The organism is Agromyces protaetiae, from assembly GCF_004135405.1.
GTDB classification, from domain to species: domain Bacteria; phylum Actinomycetota; class Actinomycetes; order Actinomycetales; family Microbacteriaceae; genus Agromyces; species Agromyces protaetiae.
In genome coordinates, this window is the sequence record NZ_CP035491.1 from 3,369,320 (window position 1) to 3,384,291 (window position 14,972).

Genomic DNA, 14,972 nt, shown 5'->3' on the forward strand with positions numbered 1-14,972 from the left:
ATCAGCCGCGGATGAGCGCGAGCACGTCGTCGCGGATGCCCGCCATCGTCGCCTCGTCGGCGCCCTCGACGTTGAGCCGCAGGAGCGGCTCGGTGTTCGACGGGCGCACGTTGAACCACCAGAACGGCTCGTCCGCGGCGGTCACGCCGCGCACCGTGAGTCCGTCGAACTCCTCGAACTCGGCCGTGCCCGTATACGCCTCAACGATGCGCGTGTACGCCGCGGGGATGTCTTCCACCGTCGAATTGATCTCGCCCGACAGCGCGTACGGCGTGAACCGAGCCGCGAGCGCCGACAGCGGGGCATCCTGCGAACCGAACTCGGCGAGGACGTGCATCGCCGCGAGCATGCCGTTGTCTGCGCCCCAGAAGTCGCGGAAGTAGTAGTGCGCCGAGTGCTCGCCCCCGAACACCGCGCCCGTCTCGGCCATGCGGTCTTTGATGAGCGAATGCCCGACGCGCGTGCGCACGGGCGTCGCGCCCGCCGCGGAGATCGTCTCGGGCACGAACTGCGACGTGATGAGGTTGTGGATGACGTTGATGTCGGTCTCGCCCGCGGCGCGCACGCGCGCGACCTCGCGGAGCGCGACGATCGCCGCGACGGCCGACGGGTTCACGGCGCCGCCCTGCTCGTCGACGACGAAGCACCGGTCGGCGTCGCCGTCGAAGGCGAGACCGAGGTCGGCTCCGTGCTCGACCACCGCGCGCTGCAGGTCGACGAGGTTCGCGGGTTCGAGCGGGTTCGCCTCGTGGTTCGGGAACGTGCCGTCGAGCTCGAAGTAGAGGGGGACGATCTCGAGGGGCAGGCCCGCGAGCCCGGCCGCCTCGCCGAGCACGGCCGGGACGGTGAGGCCGCCCATGCCGTTGCCCGCGTCGACGACGATCTTGAGCGGACGGACCGCGGTGAGGTCGACGAGCGACCGGAGGTACGCGGCGTAGTCGGCGAGCACATCGCGCGACTCGACCGAACCCGGCTCGGCGACGGGCACGATGCCGGACTCGAGGAAGTCGCCTGCCCGGTCGCGGATGGCCGCGAGCCCCGTGTCGAGCGAAATGCCGCGCGCACCGGCGCGGGAGAACTTGATGCCGTTGTAGGCGGCCGGGTTGTGGCTCGCCGTGAACATGGCGGCGGGCGCGTCGAGCGCGCCGGAGGCGAAATAACTCTCGTCGGTCGAGCACAGCCCGATCGCGACGACGTCCGCACCGCGGGCCGTCGCGCCGCGCGCGAACGCTGCGGCGAACGCCGGCGACGAGTCGCGCATGTCGTGGCCGACGACGATCGGGCCGCCCGCAGCGCCGACCTCGTCGACGAACGCGGCGCCGAGCGCCTCGACGATCTCGTCGGTGAGCGCCTCTCCGACGATGCCGCGCACGTCGTAGGCCTTGACGGCGGCGTTCAGCCGAGTACGGAGTTCGGAGGGTGCAGGCGAAGTCACGCCCTCGAAACTACCTCACCGGGCGGCGTCTGCCGCACGATGTGCCACCCTCTGGGGGCACTCGTGCGCTCGGCGTGCCGCGCGCAGAGATCGTACCCGTGCGGCTCGGGACGGAAGGCGAGCGGCCCGAGGACGGCGAGCGACTCGGCGTAGTCGAACGTCAACGTCGCGACCGCCTCGGCGGGGCATGCGGTTCGCGAACAACGTCTCATGGCTCGACCAGAGTAGCGGCGACCGGGGACACTACGATGGATCGCATGCCTCGCTCCCGCCGTGTCGCCGCTTCGCGATCGCCGAGACGGCTCGCCCGCGACCGCCACGGTCGCGGCCTGCGCTCACCGGTGACGGGCCCGCACCTGCCGCTCCTGCAGACCCGTATCGACGAGTTCGACCTGACGGTCGCGACGACCGCGACCTACCTGCGCGGGCTGTGGCCCGAACTCGAGGGCGTCGTCTTCGAGGTCGCGCAGGCGCCCGCCGAGGCCATCCACGACGACCACGTCGACCGGTGGAAGGTCTTCCACGACGAGCGGCGCATCACATTCTTCCGGCTGCCGATCGTCCGCTTCCTCCGCCTGCAAGAAGGCGAGGAGCGCGACCAGAAGCTGCTCATCGAGAGCTGCGTGTACCGTGCCGTCGCCGACCTGCTGGGCCGCGACCCGTGGGAGCTCTCTCCCGGCCGCTACCGGCACCTCTGACTTACCGCTCCTGCGCCAGGTCCGGGCCGGGCCCGCTCAGCCGGGGTAGACGCGGATGGGCGCGTCGAGCGGCCCGGGCGGCTCGATCGCGAACGACGACAGCAACCGCTCGTCGGCGAACGAGATCGACGCGTGCAGCCCCTCGGCGCCGAGCAGGACGACCGCGTCGTCCGAGTCGAGCGGCACCGTCGCACTCTCGCCCGCCGAGACGACGACGGTCTGTCCGCGGTCGCCCTGGTCGATGCGCACCTCGACGTCGGCGTCGCCGGGGTTCGTGAGCGCGAGCCGGGCGTCCGGACCTGCCGGGACCGCGATGGCAGTGTCGCCGATGAGCGGGTTCGTCGCCGTGAACCACGCGAGATCGCCGGCGGTGCCCTCGTTCGCGTCGCCGGTCGGCGGGATCGAGGCGATCGTCGTCCGTGCCGCCGCCACGACGGGGGCGTCGGATTCGATCGCGATCGAGTACATGCCGCGCTGGAGGACGCCGAGCGGCACATCGAGCACCTGGCCGGGTTCGAGTTCGACGTCGATGACCGGTCCGGTGCCGCCCGCCGCGGGGACGACCCGCACGGTCGCCTGTGCCGCGGTGTCCCCGGGCGCGAAGAGCCGCAGCGCCGGGAACGCGTCGCCTTCGGCGTGGTCGTCGCCGCTCTCGACGCCGCCCTCCTCGGGCACGAGCACGCCGGGGATGACCTGCGATCGGGCCGGCGCCGCCGCGGCGCCCACGAACTCGACGCCCGCCGGGACGAGACCGTCGATGGCCGTCTGCTCGAGGGTCGCAGCGATGCGGCCGCCGGTCGAGGTCACCTCCACGACGGGCGAGGCGACGTCGGGCGCGAGGCCCGCGAGCGAGACGACGCGCTGCTCGTGGGCGGGCACCTGGATGCCGAGCGCCGAGGGCGCGTCGACCGGGCCGGTCTCGCCGTGCACGCGCACGTCGACGGTCGCCGCGACGTCGGACGGGTTCGCGAGGAGGACGAGCGTGACCCGCCCGACTGCGGTCGAGCCGCCCACGAGCCAGGATCCGGCGACGGGCTCCCGGCACGCCGCCACGGCGAGCCCCGCGACCGTGTCGTCCGCCGCGACCTGCGATTGCGCGCCCGCGAGGAGGCCCGCGGCGACCTCGCCGGGCCGGGTCTGGAGCGCGACCGGCCCCCCGTCGGAATCGGCGAGCGGGTTCTCGGGCGCCCCGAGCGACTGCTGCTCGATCTCTGCGCTCGGCGGCTCGACGGCCGTCACCGTGTCGGCCGCGCCGAGCGAAACGGGCGTCGTCGCGTCGGCGGTCTCGTCGGCGAGAGTGAGCAGCGGGCCGGGGCACACGCGCTGCTCACGGCTCTCGGCGGGGGCGACGACGACCGACGACGGCTCGACTCGGTGTTCGGGCCACGGCACGAGGACGGCGGCGGCCGCGACGGCGGCACCCGCGGCGAGCGTCGCGACGATCGCGACCGCTCGCCCGGCGGCGGCGAAGACGGTTCGGCTAGCGGGCATCGTCGCCTCCACGATCGGCGCCGGCGGAGGCCGGTTGCGCAGGTTCGGATGTCTCGGTATCGGATGTCTCGGTGGCGGAGGGTTCGGTGGCGGATGTCTCGGACTCGCCGTCGGCCGAAGGCTCGGCCGGGGCATCCGGAAGCTCCGAAGCTGTCGCAGGCTCCGCCGACTTCGCGGTCTTCGCCTTCGCGGTCTTCGCCTTCGCCTTCGGCTCGCGCGTGCGCACCGGTCGGCGGTCGGTCTCCCGCCCGACGCCCGTGGGGATCGAGAGCAGGAGCGCCGCGAGGACGACGACGACCTGCACGACCGTCCAGAGCACGCCGACGCCCCCGCCTGCGTTCGGCGGGATCGCCGCGGCAGGCGCGGGCGACGGGGCATCCGCGAACCGCCAGAGCACGCCGAACGCCGTGTCGCCGACCGGCACGAGGGCCGCCGTGCCGTCGAGCGCGATCCGTGCTCGCTCCTCGGTCGCGAGCGCCGCGCGGTCGTCTGCGGCGCCGTCGGCAGGGGCGCCGAGGAGCACGAACGAGGTGCCGAACCGATCGATCGCCGCTTCGGGGTCGAAACCGCTCCGAGAGGCGAGGTTGCCGGCGAGTTCGGCGAGCTCCTGCTCGTCGGCCGTCGGCTCGGTGCGCGTGGAGGCGAGGGTCGACTGGTCGTCGAGCGTCGTCCCGGCGCCGTGCTCGAGCCAGGCCCGCAGGCCTCCCCCGGCGAGCGGTTCGAGGCGCAGCGTCGCGACACGGGGGTCGTTCGCAGCCTCGGCCGTGACGAAGGCGGGCAGGGTGCGGGCGTCGGCGCGGTGCACGGCGACCGATCCCGTCGCGAGGGCGACGAGGCTCGGCACGACGAGCCCGACGGCGGCGACGGCCGCGAGGGCGGCGAGCCACGGAGCACCGCGGCGGAGCCCGTCGAGGGCGATGACAGCCGCGATGACGACGCCCAGCACGGCGAGGCTCTGACCTGCGCCCGTCCACACGGCGATCTGGTCGGCGCCGACCGTCGCGAGCGAGAGGCGCGCCGCGCCCGTCGCGGTCGCGACGCCGGCGGCGACGGCCGCGAGCGCGAGGAGCGCTCCGCGGAGGCGAATCGAGGAGCCGATCGCGACGCCGACGGCGCACCCGGCGATGATGACGAGCGGAGCGGCGAGCGCCGTCGCGACCCACACGGGGTCGATGAGGATGCCCATGCCCTCGAGCACGGCACCCCATCCGCCGTCGGATCCGCCGGGGAAGCCCAGGAGCCGCCACAACGGTTCGGGCACCGCGCTCGGCACCGGCGCACCCGCGTCGGCGAGGAGGGCGAGCGGCGTGCCGCGAGAGAGCTGGGCGAGGACGAGCGGCGCCGCGAGCACCGCCGCCGGGAGCGGCAGGAGCACGTAGCGGATCGACGCACGGCCGCCCGCGACGATCGCGAGGATCCAGCCGACCGCGAGGGCGGGCGCGAGCGACGGCGCCGAGGCGACGACCGACGCGAGGAGCAGCGACGCCGTCGCGGCGGCGGCCCAGCTCGAGGCTGCGCCGATCGACGCGTAGACGAGCCATCCGAGGAGGATGTGGGTGAGCACGGCGCCCGGCCGGCCGTCGGCGAGGGCGACGACGAACGGCGGGGCGAACGCCCACGCGACCGCGGCGAGCGCGCGGAGCGACCCGCGCTCGGTCAAGCGGGATGCCGCGAACCACGCCCCGAGGGCGGCCGCGGGAACCGCGACGAGCCAGAGGGCCGCGACCGCGACCGACGGAGCCCAGAACGCGAACGAACCGAGCACGGCGAGCACGCCCGAGAACGGGTCGGCAGCGCCGACGAAGCCGACCCCGACGTCGCGCCAGCCGTAGGCCGCGTTGCGCCAGAGCTCGCCGAACGAGCCGGAGAGCGGCTGCAGCGCACCGCCGGCGACGCCCGACGCGCCGATGAGCCAGGAGAAGAGGGCGACGGATGCCACGGCCGACCCGAGCAGCACCCAGCCGCCGCCCGTGCCGAGGAACTGCAGCTCCTCGGCACGCCCGCTCGCGCGGGCGCGGCGGGCCTCGGCCGCAGCACGGCGCCTGCGGCGGACCTCGTCGGGCTGCACGCGGAGCGGCGCGACGGCGGACCATCCGACCGTCTTCTGCCTGCGGAGCGTGCGCCTGGCCCTCGCGACCTTGCCGAACGAGAACATCGCCGCGAGCGCAGCCCCCAGCTCGCCCGCGATCGCACCGGGCGCCTTCGCGAGCAGGAGCCCGATCGATCGCACGACGGCGAGCGGGAGGAGGCTCACCCAGTGCAGCGGCACGACCGCGGCGGGCGCGTAGACGAGCCGTCGGTGGAGCTGCGCGGCCCGCGTCTGCCGACGGACCTTGCGCGCAGTGCGCCCGCCCCCGGCGGGCGGCCCGGCGACGCCCGAGTCGGCGACCTCGATGCGCGCTTCGGGCACGACGCTCACGCGGTGGCCCGCGAGTCGCGCGCGGATCGAGAAGTCGAGTGCGTCGTCGACGACCGGGAGCCCCGGGTCGAAGCCGTCGAGGTCGCGCCACACGGTGTGGCGGACGAGGAGTCCGGCGGGGTCGACGCCGAGCACGTCGCTCAGTTCGTCGTGTTGACCCTGGTCGAGTTCGTCCGACACGAGCTCGACGGCCCGACCGAACCGGGTGATCGACCGGCCGAGGCGCTCGATGCGCTCGGGGGCCGCCCACGAACGCTGCTCGGGACCCGCGATCGCGACCGATCTGGCGGTCTCGAGCGTCGCGACGAGCCTCGCGAGCGCGTCGGCGGCGGGCGCCGAATCCTCCGCGAGGAGCCACAACGCGTCCGACGTCGATCCGGGGACGTCGAGGAGGCGTTCGCCGGCCCGCACGGCTTCGCCGAACGGGACGCGCGTCTGCAGCCGCAGGACGTGCCCGGGCGCAGCGGCAGCCGCCTGCTCGGCGGCATCGGCGTCCGCGTCGTTCAGCACGACGAGCAGTTCGTCGACCGCGCGGGTCTGCGCCTGGACGGCCGCGATCGTGCGGCGGAGGCGATCGCCTCCGCGCTGGACGACCAGGAATGCGGTGACTCTGGGGAACATCGGGGCAAGCCTAGGTGCGGTGCGCCGCGCGGGAGCCGACCGGCTCGGGCGTGCCGCGAAGGTCGCCCGACATGCGACGTGCCGTGCCTCGTCGTCGAGGCACGGCACGTGCGAGGAATCGCGTCAGCGAGACATCCGGTCGGTCATCCGGCGCGCTTGCGGAGCTTGCGCCGCTCGCGCTCGGAGAGCCCGCCCCAGATGCCGAAGCGTTCGTCGTTCGCGAGCGCGTACTCGAGGCACTGGGCGCGGACTTCGCACCCGGTGCAGATCTTCTTCGCGTCGCGTGTCGAGCCGCCCTTCTCGGGGAAGAACGCCTCGGGATCGGTCTGCGCGCACAGCGCATCGCTCTGCCAGGCCAGAGGATCGGCATCGTCGACGTTCCCCCGAACGCCCGGTACGCCGAGACGCACCGGATCGACGAACCAATCTTCAGGTACGCCAGAACGATATTCAGGATTGCCCATATCGTCTCCCACCCAGTTGTACCGACCACCCGAAGGGTGTGTCGTGACAATTACATCGGTGTAATTCGGGCACGTCAAGTTGCGGACGGGAAACCCTCAATAACGACTCGAGGCTTGATTGCCGGGGCGACACGCCGTACGGGTGCCGGAGATGTGATCGGTCGCGCGCGAAGCGGACGGATTCCTCGCATTGCGAGGCCCGAGCTCGGCGCGAACCCGCGCCGACAGAGCCGTCGAGGGATGCCTCAGACGGCGGCCTTGCGGGCGGCCCACGCGCTCTCGACCATCTCGGCGAGCGTGTGGCGCATCTTCCACTCGAGGTCGCGCGCGGCGCGCTCGCCCGACGCGACGATCCGCGCGGGATCGCCCGCGCGCCGCGGCCCGATCTCGGGCGAGAACTCGATGCCCGTGACCTCGGCGACCGCGCGCATGATCTCGCCGACCGAGACGCCGTCGCCCGACCCTAGGTTGTAGACGGGGTCGAGCGCCTCGCCGGCCTCGAGCCGCTGGGCAGCGACGACATGGGCTTCGGCGAGGTCGGCGACGTGGATGTAGTCGCGCACGCACGTGCCGTCGGGCGTCGCGTAGTCGTCGCCGTTGATGCGCGGCGTGCGGCCCGCCAGGAGGGCGTCGAAGACGAGCGGGAAGAGGTTGTGCGGGCTCACGTCGAAGATGTCGGGCGCGCCCGAGCCGACGACGTTGAAGTAGCGCAGCGACGTGTGGGCGAGCGGCGCCGCCTTCGCCTGGTCGGCGATGAGCCACTCGCCGATGAGCTTCGATTCGCCGTAGGGCGACTCGGGGCGCTTGGGGGTGTCTTCGGTGACGAGGTCGACGTCGGGCGTGCCGTAGACGGCGGCGCTCGAGGAGAACACGATGCGGCCGACGCCGGCCGACTCCATGGCAGCGAGGAGCGTGGCCGTTCCCGTGACGTTCTGCTGATAGGTGTGGAGCGGCCGCTGCACCGAGACACCTGCGTACTTGTACCCGGCGAGGTGCACGACGCCCGTGACGCCGTGCTCGTCGAAGGCGTTCTCGAGCAGGGCGCCATCGAGGATCGAGCCCTCGACGAAGGGCGTGTCGTCGGAGAGGAACGACCGTCGACCCGTGGAGAGGTCGTCGACGACGACGGCCTCGATGCCCTTCGCCTGGAAGGCGCGAACGACGTGCGACCCGATGTAGCCCGCACCGCCCGTGATGACCCAGCTCATACCCGCCCTCTCCTGCGACGGAGCGCCCGCCGCCTCCCCGATCGTACCGGGGGGCGACGGGCGCTGCGGTGGTCGGGAGCAGGCCGGTCAGGCGTAGGCCGGGCGATCGAACTCGCGGAGGGCGTCGCGACGTTCGACGGGTGCGTAGCCGTCGGTGCGAACGGCGCGCACGGTCGCGGCGATGCCCCAGACGACGAGGGCCGCGACGGCGATGAGCAACAGGATGATGGTCATGGCAGAAAAGCTACGTCTTGCCAGATCCTGCCGAAAGTGGCAGGCTTGCCGCAGTTCGGCACATTCCTGCCAGCACCGAGTCCCGAGGAGCATCCCATGCTCAAGACCATCGCCTGCATCGCCCTCGACCAGATGGCGCCCTTCGAGTTCGGCGTCATCTGCGAGGTGTTCGGCGTCGACCGCCGCGAGCACGGCGGCCCCGTCTTCGATTTCCACGTCGTCGCCGCCGAGCCCGGCCGCATCACGACGAAGCTCGGCTTCGACCTCCACGTCGAAGAAGGCCTCGACTTCGCCCGCACCGCCGACCTCGTCGCGATCCCCGCCTCCCTCATCGACACCCCGCCCGACGAGCGCATCCTCCAGGTCGTCCGCGACGCCGTCGACCGCGGCGCGTGGGTGCTGAGCGTCTGCTCGGGCGCCTTCACCCTCGGCCACGCGGGCGTGCTCGACGGCCGGCGCTCGACGACGCACTGGATGTACACCGACAAGCTCGCGAGGCTCTTCCCCGAGACCGTGGTCGACCCCGACGTCCTCTTCGTGCAAGACGGCAAGGTCGTCACGGGCGCGGGCACCGCCGCGGGCATCGACGCGGCCCTCCACATCGTGCGCACCGAACTCGGTCAGACGGCGACCAACATCGTCGCGCGCCGTATGGTCGTGCCGCCCCAGCGCGACGGCGGGCAGTCGCAGTTCATCCGCACGCCCGTCGTCGAATGCCGAAGCGAGTCGTTCGCCCTCATCACCGAGTGGATGCTCGAGCACCTCGACGAAGACCTCACGGTCGACCGGCTCGCCCGCAAGGCGCTCATGTCGCCGCGCACCTTCGCTCGCAAGTTCCGCGCCGAGACCGGCACGACGCCGAACGCGTGGCTCAACCGCCAGCGCCTCCTGCGTGCGCAAGAGCTCCTCGAGGAGAGCGACCTCTCGCTCGAGGAGATCGCGCGCGAGACGGGCTTCGGCGCCGCCGCCGTCATGCGCCACCATTTCATCAAGGTGCTGCAGACGACGCCGACGGCCTACCGACGCACCTTCGGCGCCGTGCCGCCGCCCCTCGACGATCGGTTCGACGAGGCGCGCGCGCTGACCGCGGTCTGAGCGTTCCTACGCGCCCACCGACGCGATCCACGCGACGCCCGCGCCCGACACGCTGAGCGCGCCCTCGTCGGGCGTCACATACACCGCTCCCCCGCGCGGCACGCCGACCTCGCCGTGCGCGCCCTTCAGCCGGATGGCCTCGCCCTCGACGAGCACGATCGCGGGGCCCGAGAGCTCGACGCGCGAGACATCCGCCCCCGCTGCGCCGGGCTCGACGCGGAAGAGGACGAAGTCGGGCACGTCGGGCCGGAACGCGACCACGCCGGGGCCGACCGGTTCGGGCGCCAGCCGCGGCGGCTCGATCGGGGTGAAGTCGAGCACGTCGACGAGTTCGGAGACGTCGATGTGCTTGGGCGTGAGACCGCCGCGCAGCACGTTGTCGCTCGCGGCCATGAGCTCGATGCCGAGCCCCGAGAGGTAGGCGTGGATGTTGCCCGCGCGCAGATACAGCGCCTCGCCGCGGCGCAGCCGCACGCGGTTGAGGAGGAGCGAGATGACGATGCCCGGGTCGCCGGGGTACGTCTCGGCGAGGTCGGCGACGGTCGCGAACGAGAGGGCGTAGTCGGATGCCTCGGCGAGCGCGCTCTTCGACAGCCGCACGACCCGCTCGACGACCCACGCCGTCGCACCGGTGTCGCCGCCGCGTCCGTCGCGGAGGAGCCACTCGACGGTCTGCTCGAGCCCGCCCTGCCCGCCCTGCCCGTCTTCGCCCGCGAGGTGCTGCTCGAGGAGGTCGAGCGCACCGGGCTCGGGCTGCTCGTCGGCCGCGTCGGCCGCGCGGAGCGTCGCGACGACGCCCGCGATCTCGGCGAGCGGGCGGAACCCCGAGAGCGCGTCGAACTCGTCGCTCACGGCGACGATGAGCTCGGGCTTGTGGTAGCGGTCCTTGTAATTGCGGTCGTAGGCGTCGAGCGCCTTGCCGTCGCCGTCTTCGCGCTCGTAGCCGGCTCGCGCCTGCTCGGGCGTCGGGTGCGCCTGGAGCGACAGCGGGCCGCCCGCGGCGAGGATCTTGAGGAGGAACGGCAGGCGCGCCTCGGCCGCGAGATCGGCTCCGAGCGCCCCCTCGGGGTCGGCGGCGAGCCACTCGGCGAGGTCGCGCGCGCCGCCGACCGCGGACGGATCGACGATCTGCGACGGCGATCCGGCGTGCGCGCCGAGCCAGACCTCGGCCTCGGGGCCGCCGGAGGGAGACGTCCCGAGGAAGCCCGCGATGAGGTCGGTGGCACCCCAGGCGTAGTCGCGAGGGGTGTTGCGGATCGGCACAAACATCTGCGGGGGTCCTTTCGGGCGTTTGTCACAAGGTACCAACCGCTTGGTCGGCTGTCGCACGACGGTCCTAGGCTCGGAGCGATCCGCCGACGCAAAGGAGCATCCATGTCCTTCGAACCGCTCGTGAGCGATTTCTACTCCTACGAGGCGGAGCTCCTCTCCGATCAGGAGCGCGAGGCGATCGCGAAGCTGCGCGCCTGGCTCGAGGCCGACGTGAAGCCCATCATCGGCGGCTACTGGGAGCGCGCCGAGTTCCCGACCCAGGTCATGAAGCCGCTCGCCGACCTCGACGTCATCCGCTTCGCGTGGGACGAGACGAAGCCGTTCGAGAACTCGTCCGTCTTCCGCGGCTTCGTCGCGCTCGAGCTCTCACGGGTGGATGCCTCGGTGTCGACCTTCGTGGGTGTGCAGAACGGCCTCGCAGCAGGCTCGATCTCGGTCGCGGGTTCGCAGGAGCAGAAAGACGAATGGCTCCCGAAGCTCGCCTCGTGCGAGGTCATCGGCGCGTTCGGCCTCACCGAGCCGCTGTCGGGCTCCGACTCGGCGCGCGGCCTCCGCACGACCGCGCGTCGCGAGGGCGACGAGTGGGTGCTGAACGGCCAGAAGCGCTGGATCGGCAACGCCACCTTCTCCGACATCACGATCATCTGGGCGAAAGACGAGGCCGACGGCCAGGTCAAGGGCTTCATCGTCCCGACCTCGACCCCCGGCTACCAGGCGACGAAGATCGAGGGCAAGATCAGCCTCCGGCCCGTGCAGAACGCCGACATCACGCTCACCGACGTGCGCGTGCCCGAGTCGCTCCGCCTCCAGAACGCGAATTCCTTCCGCGACACCGCGGCCGTCCTCCGCGCGACCCGCGCCGAGGTCGCGTGGTCGGCAGTCGGCACGGCCATCGGCGCCTACGAGAACGCCCTCGCGTACACGAAGGAGCGCGAGCAGTTCGGGCAGCCGATCGCCTCGCACCAGCTCATCCAGGAGCATCTCGTCAACTCGCTCGGCAATATCACGGCGTCGCTCGCGATGGTCGTGCGTGCGTCGCAGCTGCAAGACGCGGGCAAGCTCCGCGATGAGCACTCGGCCCTCGCGAAGGCGTACGCGACGTCGCGCATGCGCGAGACCGTCGCATGGGCGCGCGAGGCGTGCGGCGGCAACGGCATCGTGCTCGACCACCACGTCGCGCGCTTCTTCGCCGACGCCGAGGCGCTCTATTCCTACGAGGGCACGCGCGAGATGAACACGCTCATCGTGGGCCGCGCGATCACGGGCGAGGCCGCGTTCGTCTGAGCGCGACCCGCACGACCCGCCGGGGCCGCGCAGCCGCGATAGCCTTGACCCCATGACTCCGGCCCGCCGCTCCGCGATCATCGGCGCGTATGCGACGTTCGCCATGTTCACCCTCCTCGCGGGGCAGTTCTGGCGCAACCTCATCGGCTGGTGGGGGTTCGGCGTCGTCGCGGTACTCGTCCTCGTGGGCGCCGTCTGGCTCGTCGTCGCCGAGCGCCCGACGTGGAACTGGCGCCGCGTTCCGAAGTCGACGTTCTTCTTCGTCGGCATCGCGACGCTCTCGATCGCGTGGTCGTTCTACCCCGGGGCATCCGCGCTGGGCGTCGCCATCACGCTCGTGAGCGTGTTCGTCGCGGTCGTGCTCGCCATCAGCATCCCATGGAGCCGGCTCGTCGCCTCGCTCGCGGCCGCGCTCAAGTGGGTCCTCGGCCTCTCCCTCGCGTTCGAGCTCTGGGTCGCAGTGTTCGTGCGGCAGCCCCTCCTGCCGAACTTCCCGCCCTTCGAGGTGACGGGCGAGAAACTGCCGTTGGCCTTCTACTGGTCGCGTTCGCTGCTGCTCCGCGGCGGCCCCATCGAGGGCATCGTCGCGAACCGGAACCTCCTCGCGATGGCGGCACTGCTCGCCGTCATCGTGTTCGGCTGCCTCCTCGCGGCGAAGAGCATCAGCCGCGTGTCGGGAATCGGATGGCTCGTGGTCGCGGGCCTCACGCTCGCGCTCACCCGCTCGGCCACGGTCGTCCTCGTCGGCGTCCTCGTGCTCATCGCCCTCGGGTTCGCGTTCTGGACCCGCCGGGTCGGGCCGAACGGCCGACGACCCGTGTACCTCGCGGCAGGCGCCGCGCTCGTGGCATCCATCGCGCTCCTCTTCGCCGGATGGAACCTGCTGCTCCAGTTCTTCGGCAAGAGCGAAGACGTCACGGGCCGCTTCGACATCTGGAACGCCGTGATCGGCCTCGCCTCCGAACGACCGCTGGCGGGTTGGGGCTGGGTCGGCTACTGGAACCCCTGGGTCGAACCGTTCGACGACCTCGCGGTGCGCAAGGGCGTCACGTACCTGCAGGCGCACAACGCGTGGCTCGACGTATGGCTGCAGATCGGCGTCATCGGGCTCCTCGCCTTCGCGGCCGTCGTCATCGGCGCCCTCTGGCGGTCGTGGTTCCTCGCCGTCGACCGGCCGATGGACGAATCCGGCCGCCCGCTGCCGTTCTCCTCCGCCTCGCTCGTGCCGCTCCTGCTCATGGTCGCGCTCATCGGGCAGAGCCTCGCCGAGAGCCGCATCCTGGTCGAGAGCGGGCTCGTGCTCCTCATCGCGATCGCGTGGGGCACGAAGCGACGGCAATGGGCGCCCGAACCGTTGCCCGCACCCGTCCGGCGTGCCCGCTTCGGAACCGAGCTGCCGACGCACGCGCACGCCGACCCGCCGACGGTGCCATGACCGCAGACGGCGCGGCGGCCCGCCTGTGGCGGTCGTTCCGCGAGACCGCCGGCTCGGCCCGCTTCGCGCAGGCCCTCACGCTCATCGCGATCGGCCTCGCGTTCTCCGTCCACGCCGCGACGGCCCTCGCCGGCGCACCGGGCGTCGCCGCGGCGCTCGTCGTCCTCATCGGGCTCGCGGCGGTCTCGCTCATCGCACGGTGGCGGTTCGTGGAGTGGTACGGCATCCTCCCCATCACGATCCTCGTCTTCGTCGCCTGGTGCGCGGTCTCCGTGGTGTGGAGTTCGACGACGCGGTACAGCCTCGTCGGGGTCCTCTCGCTCGTCGCGTTCGGGTTCCTCGGCGTCTACATCGCCCTCATGCGCGACACGATCCAGATCGTCCGCGCATTCGCCGAGGTCCTCCGCCTGCTCCTCACGCTCTCGCTCGTCCTCGAGGTGATCTCGGGCATCCTCCTCGACCTTCCGATCCGATTCCTCGGCATCCAGGGGAACATCGCCTCGCTCGGCCCGATCCAAGGCATCTTCGGCACCCGCAACATGCTCGGCTTCGTGTCGCTCATCGCCCTCGTCACCTTCGTCGTCGAGTGGCGCACGAAGCTCTCGGCGCGCGGCCTCTCGATCGCGTCGGTCGTGCTCGCGAGCGGATGCGTCGTGCTCGCCGGCTCCCCCACCACCTGGATCGCGCTCGCGGCGGCCGCGCTCGCGCTCGGTGCGCTCCTCGGCCTCCGACGGGCGAACGCCGAGACCCGCTGGCGATGGCAGATCGCCCTCATCGCGACCGCCGGCGTCGCCCTCGTCACCGGATGGCTCCTGCGACTCCGGATCATCGAACTCCTCGACGCGCGCGCCGAGTTCGACGTCCGCCTCGACGTCTGGCGGGAGGCATCCCGCTACCTCGCCTCCAATCCGCTCCAGGGCTGGGGCTGGGTTGGCACCTGGCCCGAGTTCGCGCCCTACGCGTGGATCGAGCAGATGACGGGCCGCGAGCACTCCTCGGCGCTCAGCGCGTACATCGACGTCTACTTCCAAGTCGGCGTCATCGGCGTCCTGCTCTTCGCCGGCCTCCTCGGCGTCGCCCTCGTCCGCGCATGGCTCCTCGCCTCGACGCGCAAGAGCCCCGTCTACGTGTGGCCCGCCCTCATGCTCGTCGTCCTCGCGGTCACGAGCTTCGCCGAGAGCTTCGCGCTCGTCACGGGCGGGTGGATGCTGCTCGTGGTGTGCGCGGTGAAAGCTGCGCGGGATATGAGCTGGCGTGACGCCCTCGCGCGGCCGACACCCGGCCTCGCGGCCGCCGCGGACTGATCCGCGCTGCGG

Annotated in this window: 13 protein-coding genes; 5 read left to right on the top strand and 8 right to left on the bottom strand. The window is 72.3% G+C overall.

Features of this window, described 5'->3' with window-relative positions; all coding sequences use genetic code 11:
* Nucleotide 1 precedes the first annotated feature (1 nt).
* Nucleotides 2-1,435, bottom strand: a complete 1,434-nt coding sequence (locus tag ET445_RS15685) for a phosphomannomutase/phosphoglucomutase (protein ID WP_208008456.1) — start codon at nt 1,433-1,435, stop codon at nt 2-4.
* Nucleotides 1,432-1,647, bottom strand: coding sequence for a DUF3499 family protein (locus ET445_RS15690; protein WP_129192102.1), 216 nt, complete (start codon nt 1,645-1,647; stop codon nt 1,432-1,434). The genes ET445_RS15685 and ET445_RS15690 overlap by 4 nt, the downstream gene beginning before the upstream one ends.
* A 45-nt stretch (nt 1,648-1,692) precedes the next feature.
* On the opposite strand from ET445_RS15690, the gene ET445_RS15695 reads away from it, so the two are divergent.
* Nucleotides 1,693-2,133 (top strand): hypothetical protein, encoded by a 441-nt coding sequence (locus tag ET445_RS15695; protein ID WP_129192103.1) that lies wholly within the window; start codon nt 1,693-1,695, stop codon nt 2,131-2,133.
* A 36-nt stretch (nt 2,134-2,169) separates the two neighbouring features.
* Here ET445_RS15695 and ET445_RS15700 read toward each other — a convergent pair whose 3' ends face one another.
* The 5 genes from ET445_RS15700 to ET445_RS17365 form a co-directional block, all read right to left on the bottom strand.
* Nucleotides 2,170-3,624, bottom strand: coding sequence for a DUF5719 family protein (locus ET445_RS15700; RefSeq protein WP_129192104.1), 1,455 nt, complete (start codon nt 3,622-3,624; stop codon nt 2,170-2,172).
* Nucleotides 3,614-6,664 (bottom strand): glycosyltransferase family 2 protein, encoded by a 3,051-nt coding sequence (locus tag ET445_RS15705; RefSeq protein WP_129192105.1) that lies wholly within the window; start codon nt 6,662-6,664, stop codon nt 3,614-3,616. The genes ET445_RS15700 and ET445_RS15705 overlap by 11 nt, the downstream gene beginning before the upstream one ends.
* Before the next feature lie 143 nt (nt 6,665-6,807).
* Complete coding sequence (locus tag ET445_RS15710) at nt 6,808-7,128, bottom strand: WhiB family transcriptional regulator (protein ID WP_129192611.1); 321 nt, start codon at nt 7,126-7,128, stop codon at nt 6,808-6,810.
* A 245-nt stretch (nt 7,129-7,373) separates the two neighbouring features.
* On the bottom strand, nt 7,374-8,336 hold the full coding sequence (gene galE, locus ET445_RS15715; protein WP_129192106.1) for a UDP-glucose 4-epimerase GalE: 963 nt from the start codon (nt 8,334-8,336) through the stop codon (nt 7,374-7,376).
* An 87-nt stretch (nt 8,337-8,423) separates the two neighbouring features.
* Nucleotides 8,424-8,570 (bottom strand): hypothetical protein, encoded by a 147-nt coding sequence (locus ET445_RS17365; protein WP_165314429.1) that lies wholly within the window; start codon nt 8,568-8,570, stop codon nt 8,424-8,426.
* Between the two features lie 96 nt (nt 8,571-8,666).
* Between ET445_RS17365 and ET445_RS15720 the strand changes: the two genes are divergently transcribed.
* Nucleotides 8,667-9,665 carry a GlxA family transcriptional regulator gene (locus tag ET445_RS15720; RefSeq protein WP_129192107.1) on the top strand — a complete coding sequence of 333 codons (999 nt, stop codon included), beginning with the start codon at nt 8,667-8,669 and terminating at the stop codon, nt 9,663-9,665.
* A gap of 6 nt (nt 9,666-9,671) precedes the next feature.
* On the opposite strand, the gene manA is transcribed toward ET445_RS15720, so the two are convergent.
* Nucleotides 9,672-10,934, bottom strand: coding sequence for a mannose-6-phosphate isomerase, class I (manA, locus tag ET445_RS15725; protein WP_129192108.1), 1,263 nt, complete (start codon nt 10,932-10,934; stop codon nt 9,672-9,674).
* A gap of 105 nt (nt 10,935-11,039) precedes the next feature.
* Between manA and ET445_RS15730 the strand changes: the two genes are divergently transcribed.
* From ET445_RS15730 to ET445_RS15740, 3 genes are read left to right on the top strand one after another with little or no spacing between them, the layout of a single operon-like run.
* Nucleotides 11,040-12,221: an acyl-CoA dehydrogenase family protein gene (locus tag ET445_RS15730; RefSeq protein ID WP_129192109.1), complete on the top strand. Its 1,182-nt coding sequence runs from the start codon at nt 11,040-11,042 to the stop codon at nt 12,219-12,221.
* A gap of 52 nt (nt 12,222-12,273) precedes the next feature.
* Nucleotides 12,274-13,656, top strand: coding sequence for an O-antigen ligase family protein (locus tag ET445_RS15735; RefSeq protein ID WP_129192110.1), 1,383 nt, complete (start codon nt 12,274-12,276; stop codon nt 13,654-13,656).
* On the top strand, nt 13,653-14,960 hold the full coding sequence (locus ET445_RS15740) for an O-antigen ligase family protein (protein ID WP_129192111.1): 1,308 nt from the start codon (nt 13,653-13,655) through the stop codon (nt 14,958-14,960). Before ET445_RS15735 ends, ET445_RS15740 begins: the two co-directional genes overlap by 4 nt.
* Nucleotides 14,961-14,972 lie beyond the last annotated feature (12 nt).

Excerpts from the sequence above, each read along its gene's own strand:
- ET445_RS15690 (WP_129192102.1), bottom strand. The coding sequence starts at position 1,647 with ATGAGACGTTGTTCGCGAACCGCATGCCCCGCCGAGGCGGTCGCGACG.
- ET445_RS15695 (WP_129192103.1), top strand. The coding sequence starts at position 1,693 with ATGCCTCGCTCCCGCCGTGTCGCCGCTTCGCGATCGCCGAGACGGCTC.
- ET445_RS15700 (WP_129192104.1), bottom strand. The coding sequence starts at position 3,624 with ATGCCCGCTAGCCGAACCGTCTTCGCCGCCGCCGGGCGAGCGGTCGCG.
- ET445_RS15705 (WP_129192105.1), bottom strand. The coding sequence starts at position 6,664 with ATGTTCCCCAGAGTCACCGCATTCCTGGTCGTCCAGCGCGGAGGCGAT.
- ET445_RS15710 (WP_129192611.1), bottom strand. The coding sequence starts at position 7,128 with ATGGGCAATCCTGAATATCGTTCTGGCGTACCTGAAGATTGGTTCGTC.
- galE (WP_129192106.1), bottom strand. The coding sequence starts at position 8,336 with ATGAGCTGGGTCATCACGGGCGGTGCGGGCTACATCGGGTCGCACGTC.
- ET445_RS17365 (WP_165314429.1), bottom strand. The coding sequence starts at position 8,570 with ATGACCATCATCCTGTTGCTCATCGCCGTCGCGGCCCTCGTCGTCTGG.
- ET445_RS15720 (WP_129192107.1), top strand. The coding sequence starts at position 8,667 with ATGCTCAAGACCATCGCCTGCATCGCCCTCGACCAGATGGCGCCCTTC.
- manA (WP_129192108.1), bottom strand. The coding sequence starts at position 10,934 with ATGTTTGTGCCGATCCGCAACACCCCTCGCGACTACGCCTGGGGTGCC.
- ET445_RS15730 (WP_129192109.1), top strand. The coding sequence starts at position 11,040 with ATGTCCTTCGAACCGCTCGTGAGCGATTTCTACTCCTACGAGGCGGAG.
- ET445_RS15735 (WP_129192110.1), top strand. The coding sequence starts at position 12,274 with ATGACTCCGGCCCGCCGCTCCGCGATCATCGGCGCGTATGCGACGTTC.
- ET445_RS15740 (WP_129192111.1), top strand. The coding sequence starts at position 13,653 with ATGACCGCAGACGGCGCGGCGGCCCGCCTGTGGCGGTCGTTCCGCGAG.